This window comes from Arthrobacter oryzae (assembly GCF_003634095.1).
Taxonomy (GTDB): domain Bacteria; phylum Actinomycetota; class Actinomycetes; order Actinomycetales; family Micrococcaceae; genus Arthrobacter; species Arthrobacter oryzae.
The window spans coordinates 341,688-356,399 of the sequence record NZ_RBIR01000004.1 but is presented as its reverse complement, the minus strand read 5'-3'; the positions used below and the strand labels follow the sequence as shown (position 1 = coordinate 356,399).

12 protein-coding genes are annotated in these 14,712 nt (G+C 70.2%); 4 read left to right on the top strand and 8 right to left on the bottom strand.

Translation table 11 applies throughout. The features are described 5' to 3' along the window. Positions 1–77 precede the first annotated feature (77 nt). The 4 genes from C8D78_RS11800 (at position 78) to fdhF (ending at position 6,409) form a co-directional block, all read left to right on the top strand. Positions 78–806 (top strand): VIT1/CCC1 transporter family protein, encoded by a 729-nt coding sequence (locus tag C8D78_RS11800; RefSeq protein WP_120953888.1) that lies wholly within the window; start codon positions 78–80, stop codon positions 804–806. A 50-nt stretch (positions 807–856) separates the two neighbouring features. Continuing rightward, positions 857–1,966 (top strand): aminoglycoside phosphotransferase family protein, encoded by a 1,110-nt coding sequence (locus C8D78_RS11795; RefSeq protein WP_120953886.1) that lies wholly within the window; start codon positions 857–859, stop codon positions 1,964–1,966. 70 nt (positions 1,967–2,036) lie between these two features. Continuing rightward, a complete protein-coding gene (locus C8D78_RS11790; RefSeq protein WP_120953884.1) occupies positions 2,037–3,746 on the top strand; it encodes an NAD(P)H-dependent oxidoreductase subunit E in 1,710 nt (569 codons plus the stop codon). Next, entirely contained in the window at positions 3,743–6,409 is a 2,667-nt protein-coding gene (gene fdhF / locus C8D78_RS11785) for a formate dehydrogenase subunit alpha (RefSeq protein WP_120953882.1), read from the top strand. Before C8D78_RS11790 ends, fdhF begins: the two co-directional genes overlap by 4 nt. A 17-nt stretch (positions 6,410–6,426) precedes the next feature. Here fdhF and C8D78_RS11780 read toward each other — a convergent pair whose 3' ends face one another. The 8 genes from C8D78_RS11780 to C8D78_RS11745 form a co-directional block, all read right to left on the bottom strand. After that, a complete protein-coding gene (locus C8D78_RS11780) occupies positions 6,427–7,839 on the bottom strand; it encodes a pyridoxal phosphate-dependent decarboxylase family protein (RefSeq protein WP_120953880.1) in 1,413 nt (470 codons plus the stop codon). Positions 7,840–7,941: 102 nt separating this feature from the next. After that, positions 7,942–8,736: a sulfite exporter TauE/SafE family protein gene (locus C8D78_RS11775; protein WP_120953878.1), complete on the bottom strand. Its 795-nt coding sequence runs from the start codon at positions 8,734–8,736 to the stop codon at positions 7,942–7,944. Positions 8,737–8,755: 19 nt separating this feature from the next. Next, positions 8,756–10,567 (bottom strand): proline--tRNA ligase, encoded by a 1,812-nt coding sequence (locus C8D78_RS11770; RefSeq protein ID WP_120953876.1) that lies wholly within the window; start codon positions 10,565–10,567, stop codon positions 8,756–8,758. 439 nt (positions 10,568–11,006) lie between these two features. Next, positions 11,007–11,894, bottom strand: coding sequence for a GNAT family N-acetyltransferase (locus C8D78_RS11765; protein WP_120954128.1), 888 nt, complete (start codon positions 11,892–11,894; stop codon positions 11,007–11,009). Next, positions 11,857–13,023 (bottom strand): flavodoxin-dependent (E)-4-hydroxy-3-methylbut-2-enyl-diphosphate synthase, encoded by a 1,167-nt coding sequence (ispG, locus tag C8D78_RS11760; protein WP_120953875.1) that lies wholly within the window; start codon positions 13,021–13,023, stop codon positions 11,857–11,859. The genes C8D78_RS11765 and ispG overlap by 38 nt, the downstream gene beginning before the upstream one ends. Before the next feature lie 48 nt (positions 13,024–13,071). Then, positions 13,072–13,365 (bottom strand): YciI family protein, encoded by a 294-nt coding sequence (locus C8D78_RS11755; protein WP_120953873.1) that lies wholly within the window; start codon positions 13,363–13,365, stop codon positions 13,072–13,074. A 72-nt stretch (positions 13,366–13,437) separates the two neighbouring features. Beyond that, entirely contained in the window at positions 13,438–13,962 is a 525-nt protein-coding gene (locus tag C8D78_RS11750) for a hypothetical protein (RefSeq protein ID WP_120953871.1), read from the bottom strand. Further along, positions 13,959–14,681 (bottom strand): MarR family transcriptional regulator, encoded by a 723-nt coding sequence (locus tag C8D78_RS11745; RefSeq protein WP_120953869.1) that lies wholly within the window; start codon positions 14,679–14,681, stop codon positions 13,959–13,961. Before C8D78_RS11745 ends, C8D78_RS11750 begins: the two co-directional genes overlap by 4 nt. Positions 14,682–14,712: the final 31 nt, after the last annotated feature.

The following is a 14,712-nucleotide window of genomic DNA, read 5'->3' as shown; positions in this document are numbered from 1 at the left end:
GCCCGAGGAAGCTTCGACTTAGGTTGGTAAGCCTTGGAATACTGGCACGCCCGCGGTCCGGGTGATTTGCTGTAGTCATGGATACGACTGGCGCCGCAACCCTGCACGAGAACGAACCGCACCACAATGACATCGCGCACCGCCTCAATTGGCTCCGCGCGGGCGTCTTGGGGGCCAACGACGGCATCGTCTCCGTCGCGGCGATCGTAGTCGGCGTGGCCAGCGCCACAACAGACACGGGGCCGATCCTGATCGCGGGCGCCGCGGGCGTCGTCGGCGGGGCCATCTCAATGGCTTTGGGTGAATACGTCTCCGTCAGCAGCCAGAAGGACAGCCAGCATGCCTTGATCGAGAAGGAACGGCGGGAACTGGCGGAACAGCCGGAGGAAGAGCTTGAGGAGCTCGCCGCGATCTACCAGGGCAAAGGCCTCAGCCCCGAGACGGCCCGCACGGTAGCCAAGGAGCTCACCGCGCACGATGCCCTCGGCGCGCACCTCTCGGCCGAACTCCACATTGACGAGACCGACATCGTCAGCCCGTGGCACGCAGCGTTCGCCTCCGCCATCGCGTTCCTGATCGGTGCGATCCTCCCCATGATGGCCATCCTGCTGCCGCCGGAAAGCATCAGGATCCCGCTGACGTTCGTGGCCGTGCTCGTCGCGCTGGCCGCCACCGGCGCCGTGGGCGCATGGATCGGCGGCGGCTCGAAGCTCAAGGCCGCCGTCCGCGTGGTGATTGGCGGCGCGGCAGCACTGGTGGCCACGTTCCTGATCGGCAACCTCCTGGGCGCGAGCGGGATCGTCTAGGTCCACCCCCTCCGCGAGGTCAGTTGGTGCCGGCGCCTACGATTGGTCGGATGAGTCCGTTTTCCGACGCCAGCATTCCGCCCGCTCTTGCCCGCCGCTACGCCCGCACGCCCGCCGGACGTGCGTGGCTGGCGTCCCTTCCCGGCCTGATCGGACAATTCCTCGACCAGTGGAAGCTTGTGCCGGACCTGGAGCCGGGGGCCCTTCCCTGGCACGGTCACGGCGCCGTTGTCATCCCCGTGCGGCGCCGGCTCGGGGATGACTCCCCCGGCCGCGGCGAGGACGGCAAGGCCGCAGTCCTCAAGATCGCGTTCCCGCATGAAGAGGCCGCCCGGGAACGTCTAGCCCTCGCCCTATGGGGCGGCCGCGGCGCCGTCCGGCTGCTGGACGCCGATGCAGGATCCTGCGTCCTCCTCCTGGAGCGGCTGGACGCCGGCCGCTCCCTCCAGGACGTCCCGCTGGAAACCGCGGTGCCGGTGTGGGGCGGTTTGGTCCGCCAGCTCAGCGTGGTCCCCGACCACCGGCCGGAGTGGCGGGAAATCGACCATGTGGCGGCCAAGGCCGAACAGTGGAGTGACGAATTCCCCGAGACGTGGGAGAGGCTGGCCCGGCCGTTCCCCCGGTGGCTGCTTGAGGCCGCACTCGAGGTCTGCCAGACCCGCGGCGCCGTGGGCAGACGGTCAGGCAAGGACGTCCTGGTCCACGCCGACCTGCACTACCTGAACATCCTGGCCCGGGCCGACGTGCCGGACCCCCGTGTGGGAGGACCGTCGGATCCGGCACGTTTCGCCGCCATCGACCCGCAGCCGTTGATCGGCGAGGCCGAGTTCGCGGTGGCCCCGGTGCTGTGGAACAGGATCCGGGAGTTGCCGCGGAAGGACTCCGGGCGGGCGCTGCTCGAGCGCTGCGCGGATTTCAGCGCGGCCGCGGGCCTCGACGCCGAAACCGCCCGGCAGTGGAGCCTCGTCCGCGAGGTGGAGAACGCCCTCTGCTACGCCGAGCAGCGTCAGGACGCCGGTGATCTGGCCCGTTCGCTGTGGGTGGCGAGCACGCTGGCGGGCCGTACCCTGCCGGACCTGCCGGGCCCGCAGGAGCTGCCGGAACCGGGACAGGCGGATCGGGAAGCAGCGGGCCAGGCAGCCGGAACGGCCGCCGGCTAGTACCGGGTCAGAGTACTGCGGGGACCTTCGACCCTTCCCCGTCCCGGCCGCCAAGGCAAGAGTTGGGCGCATGCAGGAACCCCGTGCCGGGCGCCCGGGCGCCGAGCCCGATAACGGGCCGAACCGGCAGGACCGGAACAATGACGATCCGTTCCTCCGGTATGCCGGCCGCTTCGACCGGCCGATCGGGGACGTCGCGAACGTGCTCCGTTCCACCCGCGCCGCCCCGGCCGAGATTGCCCGCACGCTCGGCCTGCCCGCGGCTGCGGTCGAAGGACCGGCAACTTTCTTCGCCGATTTCTCCGCGTCCCGCGGAACCCGGCACGTCCGGGTCTGCAACGCCGCCGCCTGTTTCGCGGCGAGCGGCGGCGCGCACGTCGCCGAGGTGGAGGCTGCGCTCGGGGTGGAATCGGGGAGCCGGAGCGCGGACGGCTCTGTCTCGATCCAGGCAGTGCGCTGCCTGGGCTATTGCTTTTCGGGCCCCGCAGCCCTGGACGGCGTGGATGCGTACGCCGGGCCCGGCCTGGCGGCCCAATTGCGGGGAAATTCCCCGCGGACGGCTCCGCCCATCCCGGTGTACAGCGACAGCCCGGTCCCCGTGGTCACCGCCGGACTGCTCGGAGCGTCGCCGCCGTGGTCGGTATGGCCAGCGGTCGCCGCCTCAGGAACACCCGAGGACGTCCTGGCCCGGGTCGAGGCCGCACAGCTGAGGGGACGGGGCGGAGCAGGGTTCCGCGCCGCCGCCAAGTGGCGGGCCGCGCTCGAGCACCCTGGGCCCCGCGTGGTGGTGGCCAACGGCGACGAGGGCGACCCAGGTTCCTATGCGGACCGCCTGCTCATGGAACAGGACCCGCACCGCGTGCTCGAGGGGCTCACCCTGGCCTGCTTCGCCGTCCGCGCGGCCACCGGCATCGTGTTCGTCCGCTCGGAATATCCGGGCGCCGCCGCCCGGCTGCGGGATGCGCTGGCCGAGGCACGCGCCGCCGGGCATCTCGGCACAGACGCGGCGGGCAGCGGCCTCGGCCTGGACGTCCAGGTGGTTGAGGGCGCAGGGTCCTACGTCTCCGGGGAGGAAACCGCCCTGCTCAACGGCATCGAAGGGCTGCGCGGCGTCGTCCGGCCCCGGCCGCCGTTCCCCACCGGGCACGGCCTTTTCGGCCGTCCCACGGTGGTCAACAACGTGGAAACGCTCAGCGCGGTCCCGTGGATCGTGCAGCACGGCGGGGCCGCGTACGCGGCGCTGGGGACCCCGGAGGAGGCCGGGACCGTACTCGCGTGCCTGTCCGAACGGTTCCGGCGGCCCGGAGCCTATGAGGTGGAGATCGGCACGCCGGTCCGGCGCATCGTCGAGGACCTCGGGGGCGGGCTCCGGGACGGTGCGAGGCTGCGCGCGCTTCAAATCGGCGGCCCGCTGGGCGGTTTCCTTGGCCCCGGGGACCTCGATGTGCCGCTGAGCGATGCCGCCCTGTCCGGGCACGGGGCAGCACTCGGCCACGCGGGGATCGTCGCCTTCGATGACAGGCTCTCCGGTGTGGAAGTGCTGCGAAACCTGTGGGACTTCGCCGCCGCGGAGAGTTGCGGACAGTGCTCGCCCTGCCGGGTAGGGGCATGGCGCGGCCGTGCCCTGGCCGAGCGGCCGGACGACCCGGAGATCAGCGGCGAACGCGGCGAGGTGCTGCGCACGATGGCGGCGGGCAGCCTGTGCGCCTTCGGCCGGAGGGTACCGGCGGCGGTGCGGAGCCTTGCCCGCGTATACGGCCTTGCCGGCTGGCCGTCATGAAACTCCTGGTCGACGGCCTTCAGGTCGAGGTCCCGGCCGGGGCGACGCTGCTGGACGCGGTTCGGGCCGCCGGCCTGGCCCTCCCGGCGTTGTGCCACGATGACCGGCTCACGACGGCGGCCTCGTGCCGCACGTGCCTGGTGGATGTCGCCGGCCGGGGGCCGGCGGCCGCCTGCAGTACCCCGGCCGAGGACGGATTGCGCATCGCCGTCGAGGCATCACGGGCGATCCGGCGCGATGCCTTGCAGGCCATCGTCGCGGGGCTGCCGCCCCGGGCACTGGATGTCCCCGCCGACCGCAGCGAACTGGCCCGGGAATGCGCCGCCTACGGGGTCAGTGCCCCGGCTGGTTCCGTGCTGCCGCCGGAGCGCGGGGTTGACCACTCCCACCCGTACGTCAAGCTCGACCGCGATCTCTGCATCGCGTGCGGGCGGTGCGTGCGCGCCTGCGCCGAGATCCAGGGCACGTTCGCCCTGACCCTGGTGGGCCGCGGCGCCGGCACGGTGGTGGCGCCGGGAACAGGCGGGCCCTGGGCGGAGTCCGATTGCGTCTCGTGCGGGGCCTGCGTGGACACCTGCCCCACCGGTGCGCTCTCCGAGCCCGGGCTGCTTAATCTGCTGCCGATCGAACGGCAGACCCTGACCACGTGCGGCTATTGCGGCGTCGGCTGCAGCCTGGAGGTCTCCACCCGCGACAACGCGATCATGACCGTCCGGCCCGCCGGGGACGGTTCGGTGAATCGCGGCCACGCGTGCGTCAAAGGACGGTTCGCCCACGGGTTCCTCGGATCCGCGGAACGCCTGACCACCCCGCTGATTCGCAGGAATGGAACCCTGGCCCCGGCGACGTGGGACGAGGCAGTCGGGTACGTGGCCGCCAGGCTGACTGTGATCCGGGACACCGACCCGGACGGATTCGCCCTCATCTCCTCGGCCCGGGCCACGAATGAGGAGAACTACCTGGCCCAGAAGTTCGCCCGGGCCCTCATGGGGACCAACAATGTGGACAACTGTGCCCGGCTCTGCCACGCCCCCTCCGCGGCCGGCCTGGCCGCCACTTTCGGTCTGGGCGGCGGGACTAACCCGTTCGATGACCTCGACCGGTGCGACGCGATCCTCCTGGCCGGCGCCAACCCGACGGCCGCGCACCCCGTGGTGGGGTCCCGGATCTTCCAGCGGGTCATGGACGGCGCCCGCCTGGTGGTGGTGGATCCCCGCCGAACCTCCCTGGCCCGGCACGCCGATCTCCACCTCCGGCCCCGGCCGGGAACCAACGTGGCCGTGTTCAACGGCCTGGCGCACGTCCTGGCCCGCGAGGGACTCGTGGACACCGCCTTCGTGGGCGCGCACACCGGCGGCTACGACGAGCTGCTGGAGCTGCTCGGCGACTACCCGCCGGAACGGGTGGCGGGGATTTCCGGCGTCCCGGCGGACGATCTGGTGCGTGCCGCCGTGATGTACGGGCAGGCCCTCGCTCCGGCGATCTTCTACGGCCTCGGCGTGACCGAACATCTGCACGGCACGGACGGGGTACGGACCCTGTCCAATCTGGCACTGCTGCGCGGCGCCGTGGGGCCGGGTGCCGGCGGCGGGGTGAACCCGCTGCGCGGGCAGAACAACGTCCAGGGCGCCTCGGACATGGGAGCCCTGCCCGATCTGCTGCCGGGCTACCAGAAGATCCTGGACCCCGCCGCGCGGACCCGGTGCGCCAGTGAATGGCGGGCCGGTGTGCCGCCGCGGCCCGGGCTACGCATCCCGCAGATGTTCGCGGCCGCCCGGGACGGGGCGTTGAAGTCGCTGTGGGTCATCGGGGAGGACGTACTCGCCACCGATCCCGACAGTACCTCGGTGCGGGCAGCCCTGGCCGCCTGCCCGCTGGTGATCTGCAACGATCTGTTCCTCTCCCCCACGGCCGCCGCCGCGGACGTCGTCTTCCCCGTGGCCGCCTGGCTGGAGAAGGACGGCACGTTCGTCAATTTCGACCGGCGCTTCCAGCGGGTCCGGGCCGCCGTGGCGCCCCCTGCCGGCGTCCGCACGGACTTCGAGGTGCTCCACGCCGTCGCGGCCGGCATGGGGGCGGACCTCGGTTGCGCCACACCGGCGGAGGCCATGGCGGAATGCGCCGCAGTGGCGCCGCTGTTCGGCGGCATCTCGCACGCACGGCTGGACCGCGACGGGCCGCTGCACTGGCCGTGCGGGACCGCCGATTCCCCCGGAACGCCCAGGCTCTACCAGGACCGCTTCGCCACCCCAGACGGCCTGGCGCACCTTGCCGCGCGGCCGTACCTGCCGCCGGGCGAGCAATGCGACGAGGTGTTCCCGTACCTGCTCATCACCGGTCGCCGGGGCGAGCACTACAACTCCGGCAGCATGACCCGCCGCACCGACAACCTGCGCCTGCTCGCCGGCGAGACGATCGATGTCTGCGCCGCGGACGCGGCAGCGCTGGGGTTCCACGACGGCGATCCCGTCCGGCTGGGCAGCCGGCACGGAACGGCGGTCCTGCGGGCGCGGATCACGGACGAGGTGGAACCGGGCCAGGTGTTCGCGGGCTTCCATTTCCCCGGCGCCGCGGTCAACAGCCTCACCTCTGCCGTGGAGGACGAGGTCACAGGGTGCCCCGAATACAAGCTGACCGCCGTCCGCCTGTCCGGCGGCGGCTGAGCGGATCTCCGGTGCGGTCAGCCGCGCACGGCCGCCAGAGCGTCGCGGACGGCGTCGACGGCGATCCGGACGTCGGCGTCGTCCGTGCTCCAGTTGCTCACCGAAATCCGCAGGATATCGCGGTCCTGCCAGCGTGAGCCGGACATCCAGACCCGGCCGTCCCCGATGATCCGCTCGGTCACGGCGCGGGTCACGGCGTCGTCCCCGAACGCCAGGGACACCTGGGTGTAGTCGACGTCGTTGAGGACCTCGACGCCGTCCAGCGCGCCGAGCTGTTCGGCCAACTGCGCGGCCCGCAGCACGAGCGTGCGGACCTGGCCGGCCACGCCGTCGCGGCCGAGGGATTTCAGCGCGGCCCATACGGGCACGCCGCGCGCCCGGCGGGAGAGCTCGGGCACGGACTCGAAGGGGTCGCCGGCACCGTCCGCGGCCTGGATCAGGTAGCTGGTGTGCAGCCCCATCGCCGAACGCAAGGCCTGTGCGTCGCGCACGATCGCGATTCCGCAGTCGTAGGGCACGTTGAGGGTCTTGTGGGCATCCGTCCCCCACGAATCCGCCAGCCGGAGTCCTGCGGTCAGGGCCGCCAGTTCCGGCACGGCTGCTGCCCAGAGCCCGAAGGCGCCGTCCACGTGCACCCACGCGCCGTGCGCCTTCGCGACAGCAATCGCCTCGGTGAAGGGATCGAAGGCGCCCGAATGCAGATTTCCGGCCTGCAGGCACACCAGGGCCGGGACCGGCCGGTCATCCTGCCCCGCGCTGAGCGCGAGGTCCAGGGCGCAGTCGAGTTCGGCCGGGATGATGCGTCCCTGGCGGTCGGACGGCACCACCGTGGGACGTCCCAGGCCCAGATAACGCAGGCCGAGGTCGATGGTGTCGTGCCGTTCCTGCCCCACGAAGCAGCGGATCTTCGGGGCCCCGGCGAGCCCGTCGCCGTCGAGGTCCCAGCCGGCATCGGCCATGAGCCGCCAGCGGGCAGCGGCAAGTCCGGTGAAATTGGCCATGGTGGCGCCGGTGGCAAAGCCGACGTCGGACTCGTCGGGAAGACCCAGAAGCTCAAGGATCCACTTGCCGGCGGCTTCCTCGATGGCGGCGGTCGCCGGCGTCGCGAAGCGCAGCCCCGCGTTCTGGTCCCAGGCGCTGACCAGCCAGTCCGCCGCCAGCGCGGCCGGTAGCGTGCCGCCGATGACCCAGCCGAAGAACCGCCCTGACGGCATGGCCATCAGCCCGGGTTCGGCCTTGGCCGCGAGATAGTCCACCACCTCCGCGGCCGGCATGCCCTCCTTGGGTATCGGACCGCCGAAGTCGGCCGCCAGCCCGGCCGCCGTGGCCTGCGGCCCGATACGGCGGGTTCCCTGGCTCCCGAGCCACCGGCGTGCATGTCCGGCCGCGGCCTCGAGGGCATCCCTGTAGCGTTCCTCGCCTGCTGACATAGCTGCATGCTACGCCCGGTGCCAGCAGACGGGGAGTACCCCGGCGCCGGTTGTGCCGGCTGGTTCCCGTGCGGGCGGCAGAGTCCTCTGCGCCCGGTGCGGCTAGGCCAGGTTGTCGTGCCAGACGTCCGAGCCGAGCTTGATGATCAGCGCCCCGACGACCGCGAGAAAGACGATGCGGATGAACCTGTTGCCCTGTTTGACGGCCGTCCGGGCACCCAGATAGCCGCCGGCCATGTTGGCCATGCCGAGGACCAGCCCGAGCCCCCACAACACGGCCCCGTGCGGCACGAAGAACAGGAGGGCGCCGGCGTTGGTGGCCACGTTCACGATCTTGGCCTTCGCGCTGGCTTCCAGGAAGGCGTAGCCCATCGCCGAGACCAGCGCGATGATGAGGAACGAGCCGGTGCCCGGACCGATCAGGCCGTCATAGAAGCCGATCACGCCGCCGATCAGGCAGGCCACCACATAGTGCCGGTGCCCGGCGTGGCGCAGCTTCGTCAGCGCGCCCACATTGGGCCGGAAGGCGGTGAACAGCGCGACGGCGATCAGCGCGGCCACGATGATCGGTTTGAACACGCTCGCCGGCAGGTTGGCGGCCAGCACCGCACCGCCGAAGCTGCCCGCCATCGCGATCACCGCCATGGGCAGGGCGGTGCGCAGATCGGGCCGGACACGGCCGTAGTACGTGACCGCACTCGTGGTGGTGCCGAAGATGGACCCCATCTTGTTGGTCGCCAGCGCCTGCACCGGGCTGATGCCCGGCACCAGGAGCATTGCCGGGAGCTGGATGAGGCCGCCGCCACCGACGACGGCGTCGACCCAGCCCGCTGCAAGACCGGCCACGATGATCAGGATGACGGTGCCGAGCTGGATCGACTCTAGTCCGGAGACCACTACCAGAGACTGCGCGGCGTCAGCTGTTGCGGACGGCGTTGACCACGTAGTCAACCGCCTTGTCAACGGCCACGTTCTCGGCATTGCCGCTGCGCCGGTCCTTGATCTCCACTACGCCGTCCACAAGGCCGCGACCGACGGCGAGGATGGTCGGGACGCCGACGAGCTCGGCGTCCCCGAATTTCACGCCCGGGGATACCTTGGGCCGGTCATCGTAGATGACCTCGAGGCCGGCGGCTTCGAGTTCCAGGGACAGCTGTTCGGCGGTGGCAAAGATTTCCTCGCCGCGGCCCACGGCCACAACGTGGACATCGGCCGGAGCGACGGCGCGGGGCCAGACGAGGCCCTTCTCATCATGGTTGGACTCGGCGAGGGCTGCGACGGCGCGGGTGACCCCGACGCCATAGGAGCCCATGGTCACCACGACCTGCTTGCCGTTCTGGTCCAGGACTTTCAGGTCCAGGGCCTCGGCGTACTTGCGGCCCAGCTGGAAGATGTGGCCCATTTCGATGCCGCGGGCGGTTTCCAGCGGTCCGGACCCGTCGGGGGCCTGATCGCCGGCGCGCACCTCGGTGCACTCGATGACGCCGTCCCAGCCGAAGTCGCGGCCGGCGACGAGGCCGAACACGTGCTTTCCGGCCTCGTTGGCGCCGGTAACCCAGGCGGTGCCGCTGACCACGCGGGGGTCCACGAGATAGAGCAGCTTGGCGGCACCTTCGGTACCGAGCAGGGGCGCGTCGAGGGTCAGGCCGGGGCCGAGGTAGCCCTTGACGATGAGGGGCTGCTTCTTGAGGTCTTCCTCGCCGGCGGCTTCGAGGGTGATCTCCCCCGCGATCGGCAGGAAGGACCCGATGTTCGCTTCCACCCGCTTGAGGTCGACGCCGCGGTCGCCGGGAACGCCGATGACGACGATCTGGCGTTCGCCCGTGGGCAGCGTCACTGCGAGCACAACGTTCTTGAGGGTGTCGGCGGCGGTCCATGCGCCGCCGTCGGCCTCGCTGCGCGGGACGAGGACATTGGCGGCGTCCACGAGTGTTTCGATCGTCGGCGTGTCCGGGGTGTCACGGACTTCCGCGGCCGGGGCGTTGCTGAAGTCGATCTCCGCGGGGACCACAGTGGTGACGGCCTCGACGTTGGCCGCGTAACCGCCGGGGGAACGCACGAAGGTGTCCTCGCCGATCTCGGTGGGGTGCAGGAATTCCTCGCTCTTGGACCCGCCCATGGCCCCGGCGGTGGCGGCCACCGGAATGACCTCGAGGCCAAGGCGCTCGAAGATCTTCAGGTACGCGCTGCGGTGCGCCGCGTAGCTGGCGTCCAGGCCGGCGTCGTCGACGTCGAAGGAGTAGGAGTCCTTCATGATGAATTCGCGGCCGCGCAGCAGGCCTGCCCGGGGACGCGCCTCATCGCGGTACTTGTTCTGGATCTGGTAGATGCTCAGGGGCAGGTCCTTGTACGAGGAGTACAGGTCCTTGACCAGCAGGGTGAACATTTCCTCGTGCGTGGGGGCCAGGAGGTAGTCGTTGCCCTTGCGGTCCTTGAGCCGGAAGATGCCCTCGCCGTACTCCGTCCAGCGGTTGGTGACCTCGTAGGGTTCCTTGGGCAGCAGGGCCGGGAAGTGGACTTCCTGCGCGCCGATGGCGGACATTTCCTCGCGGATGACCTGTTCGACCTTGCGCAGGACACTGAGCCCCAGCGGCAACCAGGTATAGATACCCGGCGCGGCCCGCCGGATATAGCCGGCCCGGACCAGGAGCCGGTGGCTGGCTACCTCGGCGTCGGCGGGATCTTCGCGCAGGGTGCGCAGGAACAGCTTGGAGAGTCGAAGGACCACAGGTGGGGTATCCGTTTCTGGGGAAGTGCGGGCAAAGCCTAAGAAAAGCATCTAGGTACTAATCTACCGTCCGCACGGCCCCCGCTTACCGCGACGCCCTGCCGGGTCGCCGCCCGCGGCAGCGCCGGCGGCAGCGTCGGCAGCAGCGCCGGCGGCACGGCAGACGCGGGAAGAGCCACGCCATGACTGGTGGAAGCCCCTGGCCGTTTCCAGCTGGTCATCCCGTCATGGCGTGGCTCCGTGGCCCCATCACCCCCAGATTTCAGGCTGTGAGCTACTTGGTGTCGCCGCCAGGCGCCGCATTTCCCTGAAGTTACGCCGGGGAGTGGTGGCGCCGGTGAGACACGGCTAGGTAGAACCTATGTGACACCGGGCCGCGAATCAAGAGCCTGCACCCAGATACTTTTCGTCATCTTCGTGCAGGAGTGGTGCCCGGGCGCTAGAAGAGCACCGTAGCGAACGTGCCTACCTGGCGGAAGCCGACGCGGTCGTAGGTGGCGCGGGCCTTGGTGTTGAAGTCGTTGACATACAGGCTGGTGACCGGGGCCAGAGTCTGGGCGAGGACGACGGCGGCGGCCATGTAACCCGCACTCAGTCCCAGCCCGCGGTACTCGGGATTCATCCAGACACCCTGGATCTGGGTGACTTCCGGCGTCACGGCGCCCAGCTCGGCTTTGAAGACCACGTCCCCGGCAGAGTTCAGGTGGACCAGGGAATGGCCCTGGCGGATGAGGCTCTTGACGCGCCGGCTGTAGTACTCCCTGCCGCCCAGGTACGGCGAGTAGCCCACTTCTTCCTCGAACATCGCGGCGCACGCGGGCAGGATCTTGTCGAAGTCGGCCAGTTCGCCAAAGCCCAGTCCGGGCGCGGGCGTCACAGCCGGCGGTCCGGTGATGGTCAACAGGGGCTGGTGGTCGCGGACCTCGTGGGCGCCCTGGCCGAGCTGCTCCAGAGCCGAGTAGACAGCCAGGACCGTTTCGGCGGGGCCAAAGATCGAGGCGTAGCGGCGCCCGGAACGGTGTGCGGCGGCAGCCACGAGGCCGGCGAAGTCGGGGTCCAGCTCGACCGGCACCAGGTTGGCGCCGGCCCAGCAGGCGCCAAGGAGCGTGCCGCCGTCGAACACGCCGAAGATGCTGGCGCCCCCGGCCGTGGGGGACGCCGTACCGACGGACTCCAGATGGGAGAGGATGAAGACATTGGCGACGGCGTTCCGGTGCGCCAGCGCCAGCAACGCTCCGGTGTCCGCCCCGCCAAGGACGCGGACACCGACGCCGGGTGTGGTGCCGTCCCTACGAGACGCTAACCACGGGGCTACCCTTGAGAGCATCTTCGCCATCGGCGTCCCCCATCTCTTCCGCGATACGCATGGCTTCTTCGATCAGTGTCTCAACAATTTGATCCTCGGGGACAGTTTTGATGACCTCGCCCCGAACGAAAATCTGTCCCTTGCCGTTGCCCGAGGCGACACCGAGATCGGCTTCGCGGGCTTCGCCCGGTCCGTTGACGACGCAGCCCATGACGGCCACGCGCAGCGGGATCTCCATGCCTTCCAGGCCTGCCGTGACCTGCTCGGCCAGCGTGTAGACGTCCACCTGGGCACGTCCGCAGGACGGGCAGGAGACGATTTCCAGCTTGCGGGGGCGCAGGTTGAGCGACTGCAGGATCTGGTTGCCCACCTTGATTTCCTCGACCGGCGGGGCCGAGAGGGAAACGCGGATGGTGTCGCCGATGCCGCGCGAGAGCAGGGCACCGAACGCCGTCGCGGACTTGATGGTGCCCTGGAAGGCCGGTCCGGCCTCCGTGACGCCGAGGTGCAGCGGCCAGTCGCCCTTTTCGGCGAGCATTTCATAGGCCGCGACCATGATCACGGGGTCGTTGTGCTTGACGGAAATCTTGAAGTCGTGGAAACCGTGCTCTTCGAAAAGCGAGGCCTCCCAGACGGCGGATTCCACCAGGGCTTCCGGGGTGGCCTTGCCGTACTTCTTCAGGATGCCGGGTTCCAGCGAGCCGGCGTTGACGCCGATCCGGATCGAGGTGCCGTGGTCCTTGGCGGCCCGGGCGATTTCCTTGACCTGGTCATCGAATTTGCGGATGTTGCCAGGGTTCACGCGGACGGCGGCACAGCCGGCCTCGATCGCGGCGAAGACGTACTTCGGCTGGAAGTGGATGTCCGCGATCACCGGGATCTGGGACTTCTTGGCGATGATCGGCAGCGCCTCCGCGTCATCCGCGGAGGGGCACGCGACGCGCACAATGTCGCAGCCGGAAGCCGTGAGCTCCGCGATCTGCTGCAGCGTGGCGTTGATGTCGGTCGTCGGCGTCGTGGTCATGGACTGGACGCTGATGGGCGAGTCCGAGCCGACACCGACGGATCCCACCTTGATCTGGCGTGTTTTCCGGCGGGGGGCAAGGACGGGGGGCGGTGCTGACGGCATTCCCAGGCTGACCGAGGTCACATGGACTCCCTTTTAGTATTGAGGTAAAGAAGGTGCGGACGGAACGGGTTAGGCGGCGTGATCGGCCAGAAGACCGGTCACCGGAGCCCACGCGGTGGTGCGCGTGCCCGAGATTGCACCGGCGGCTGCGAAGGGGTCCTGCCGCAGGAGCTCGTTCAGGGCCGCCTCATCGGCCGCCTTGAAGATGAGCAGCGCGCCTGCGCCGTCGCCGTAGGGGCCGCTTGCGAGCAGTGCACCTTCGCGGGCTAGTTCCGCCGTCCACGCGCGGTGCGCCGGGCGGCTGGCGTTGCGGACCTCGGAAGAATCGGCGTCGTACACGTACTCCACAGCAAAAACAGTCATATGGATACACTATCGCCCCGTATGCCCGGTTCCCATCCGAGGCCGCCCGGTACACAGCCGGCCGGGCCGCAGTCAGCCGAAGACGAGGACCTTGGCCAGTGCGGCGACGCCGGCCGCCCACAGCATGGACGTAAGGGTCCCGATGATGAAACGCTCGGCGGCGACCGGGGTGGCCTTCAACTCCGCGAAGCGGCCCAGGCCCTTGATGGCCACGACATAGGCGATGGCGACAGGCTGGCCGGCCAGGACTGCCAGGCACACCGCAAACCGTTCCAGGACGCCGATGATGGCGCCGCCTCGCAGGATGCGCGCGCTGCTGACGGCCGCCTCGTCCCCGACCGCCGCATCTGACGCACCCGCGGCGGCGTCCGCTGCACCCGCCGTGGCGTCCGCTGCCGGCCGGGGGCTCTCGACGTCGGCGGTGGAGTCTGCGGCGGGATCCTCGGCAGGAGTGCCGCCGGTGGCCGCGCCGGCGGCACCGGCACCGGCATCAGCCCGGTCGTCGATGGTCCGGGCGAGCCGGAAGACGAGGGCCGTGACCGGCCAGCCGACGAAGCCGGCTGTGAGCATGGCCAGGGTGATCCAGAGGGCGTTCACCGGTCTCCTTCTGTTCTGTGCTGGGTTGTGCTGTGGTTTTCTGTGCCGTGGTCGGCGCAGGACAGCAGCACTGCGGCAGCCGGCCTTGCCGCCCATTCTTCCTGCCAGCCGGACCGCAACAGCGCGCGGCTCACCGATTGCTCCGTGATTCCGAGTTTCTGCGCAGCCACCTTTTGGCTGCCGTGGCCGCCCTGGGCGCCGGGCTGTCCGTGCCGCACCGAGCGCAGCATATCCACCACCTTCCACTGCGCCGCGGTCCGGTCCTGGACCAGACGGCCGATCAGTCGCAGCACGGCTTCCGCGTTGGCGCAGGCCGCGGCCCCGTCGGCTCCTGCAGCCCCGGTTCCGCCGCCCGCGGCCCGCACCCGGCCGGGGCTGCCGGCGACCACGGCGAGCGGCACATGGGCGGCCGCGGCTTTGGCCCGTTCAACTGCGGCCCGGGCTGCCACAAAGGCGGGGCCGGAACCTTCCCGGGGGCTGGCAGGCAGCGGCTGGTCCACCTCCCCCACCCCGATCCCGACGTACCAGCGGCCGCTGCGCAGCGCGTGCAAGGCAATCTCCACCACCTCGTCGGGCCGTTCCACGACTCCCTGGACCTCGTCCCCCACCGAGCGCTCAAAGCGGCCCGAAGTGGACAGCGGGCGGAGTTCCTTCAGGAGGCCGGGAACCCTGTCGACGTCGCCGGTACTGCCGCGCTGGTCGATAGTCATGACGTACATGAGCCCAGCTTAGGGAGGTGATCTTTAATAA

Bases quoted from the DNA above. Each gene is read 5' to 3' on its own strand.
- C8D78_RS11800 (WP_120953888.1), top strand. From the start codon at position 78: ATGGATACGACTGGCGCCGCAACCCTGCACGAGAACGAACCGCACCAC.
- C8D78_RS11795 (WP_120953886.1), top strand. From the start codon at position 857: ATGAGTCCGTTTTCCGACGCCAGCATTCCGCCCGCTCTTGCCCGCCGC.
- C8D78_RS11790 (WP_120953884.1), top strand. From the start codon at position 2,037: ATGCAGGAACCCCGTGCCGGGCGCCCGGGCGCCGAGCCCGATAACGGG.
- fdhF (WP_120953882.1), top strand. From the start codon at position 3,743: ATGAAACTCCTGGTCGACGGCCTTCAGGTCGAGGTCCCGGCCGGGGCG.
- C8D78_RS11780 (WP_120953880.1), bottom strand. From the start codon at position 7,839: ATGTCAGCAGGCGAGGAACGCTACAGGGATGCCCTCGAGGCCGCGGCC.
- C8D78_RS11765 (WP_120954128.1), bottom strand. From the start codon at position 11,894: ATGCTCTCAAGGGTAGCCCCGTGGTTAGCGTCTCGTAGGGACGGCACC.
- C8D78_RS11755 (WP_120953873.1), bottom strand. From the start codon at position 13,365: ATGACTGTTTTTGCTGTGGAGTACGTGTACGACGCCGATTCTTCCGAG.
- C8D78_RS11745 (WP_120953869.1), bottom strand. From the start codon at position 14,681: ATGTACGTCATGACTATCGACCAGCGCGGCAGTACCGGCGACGTCGAC.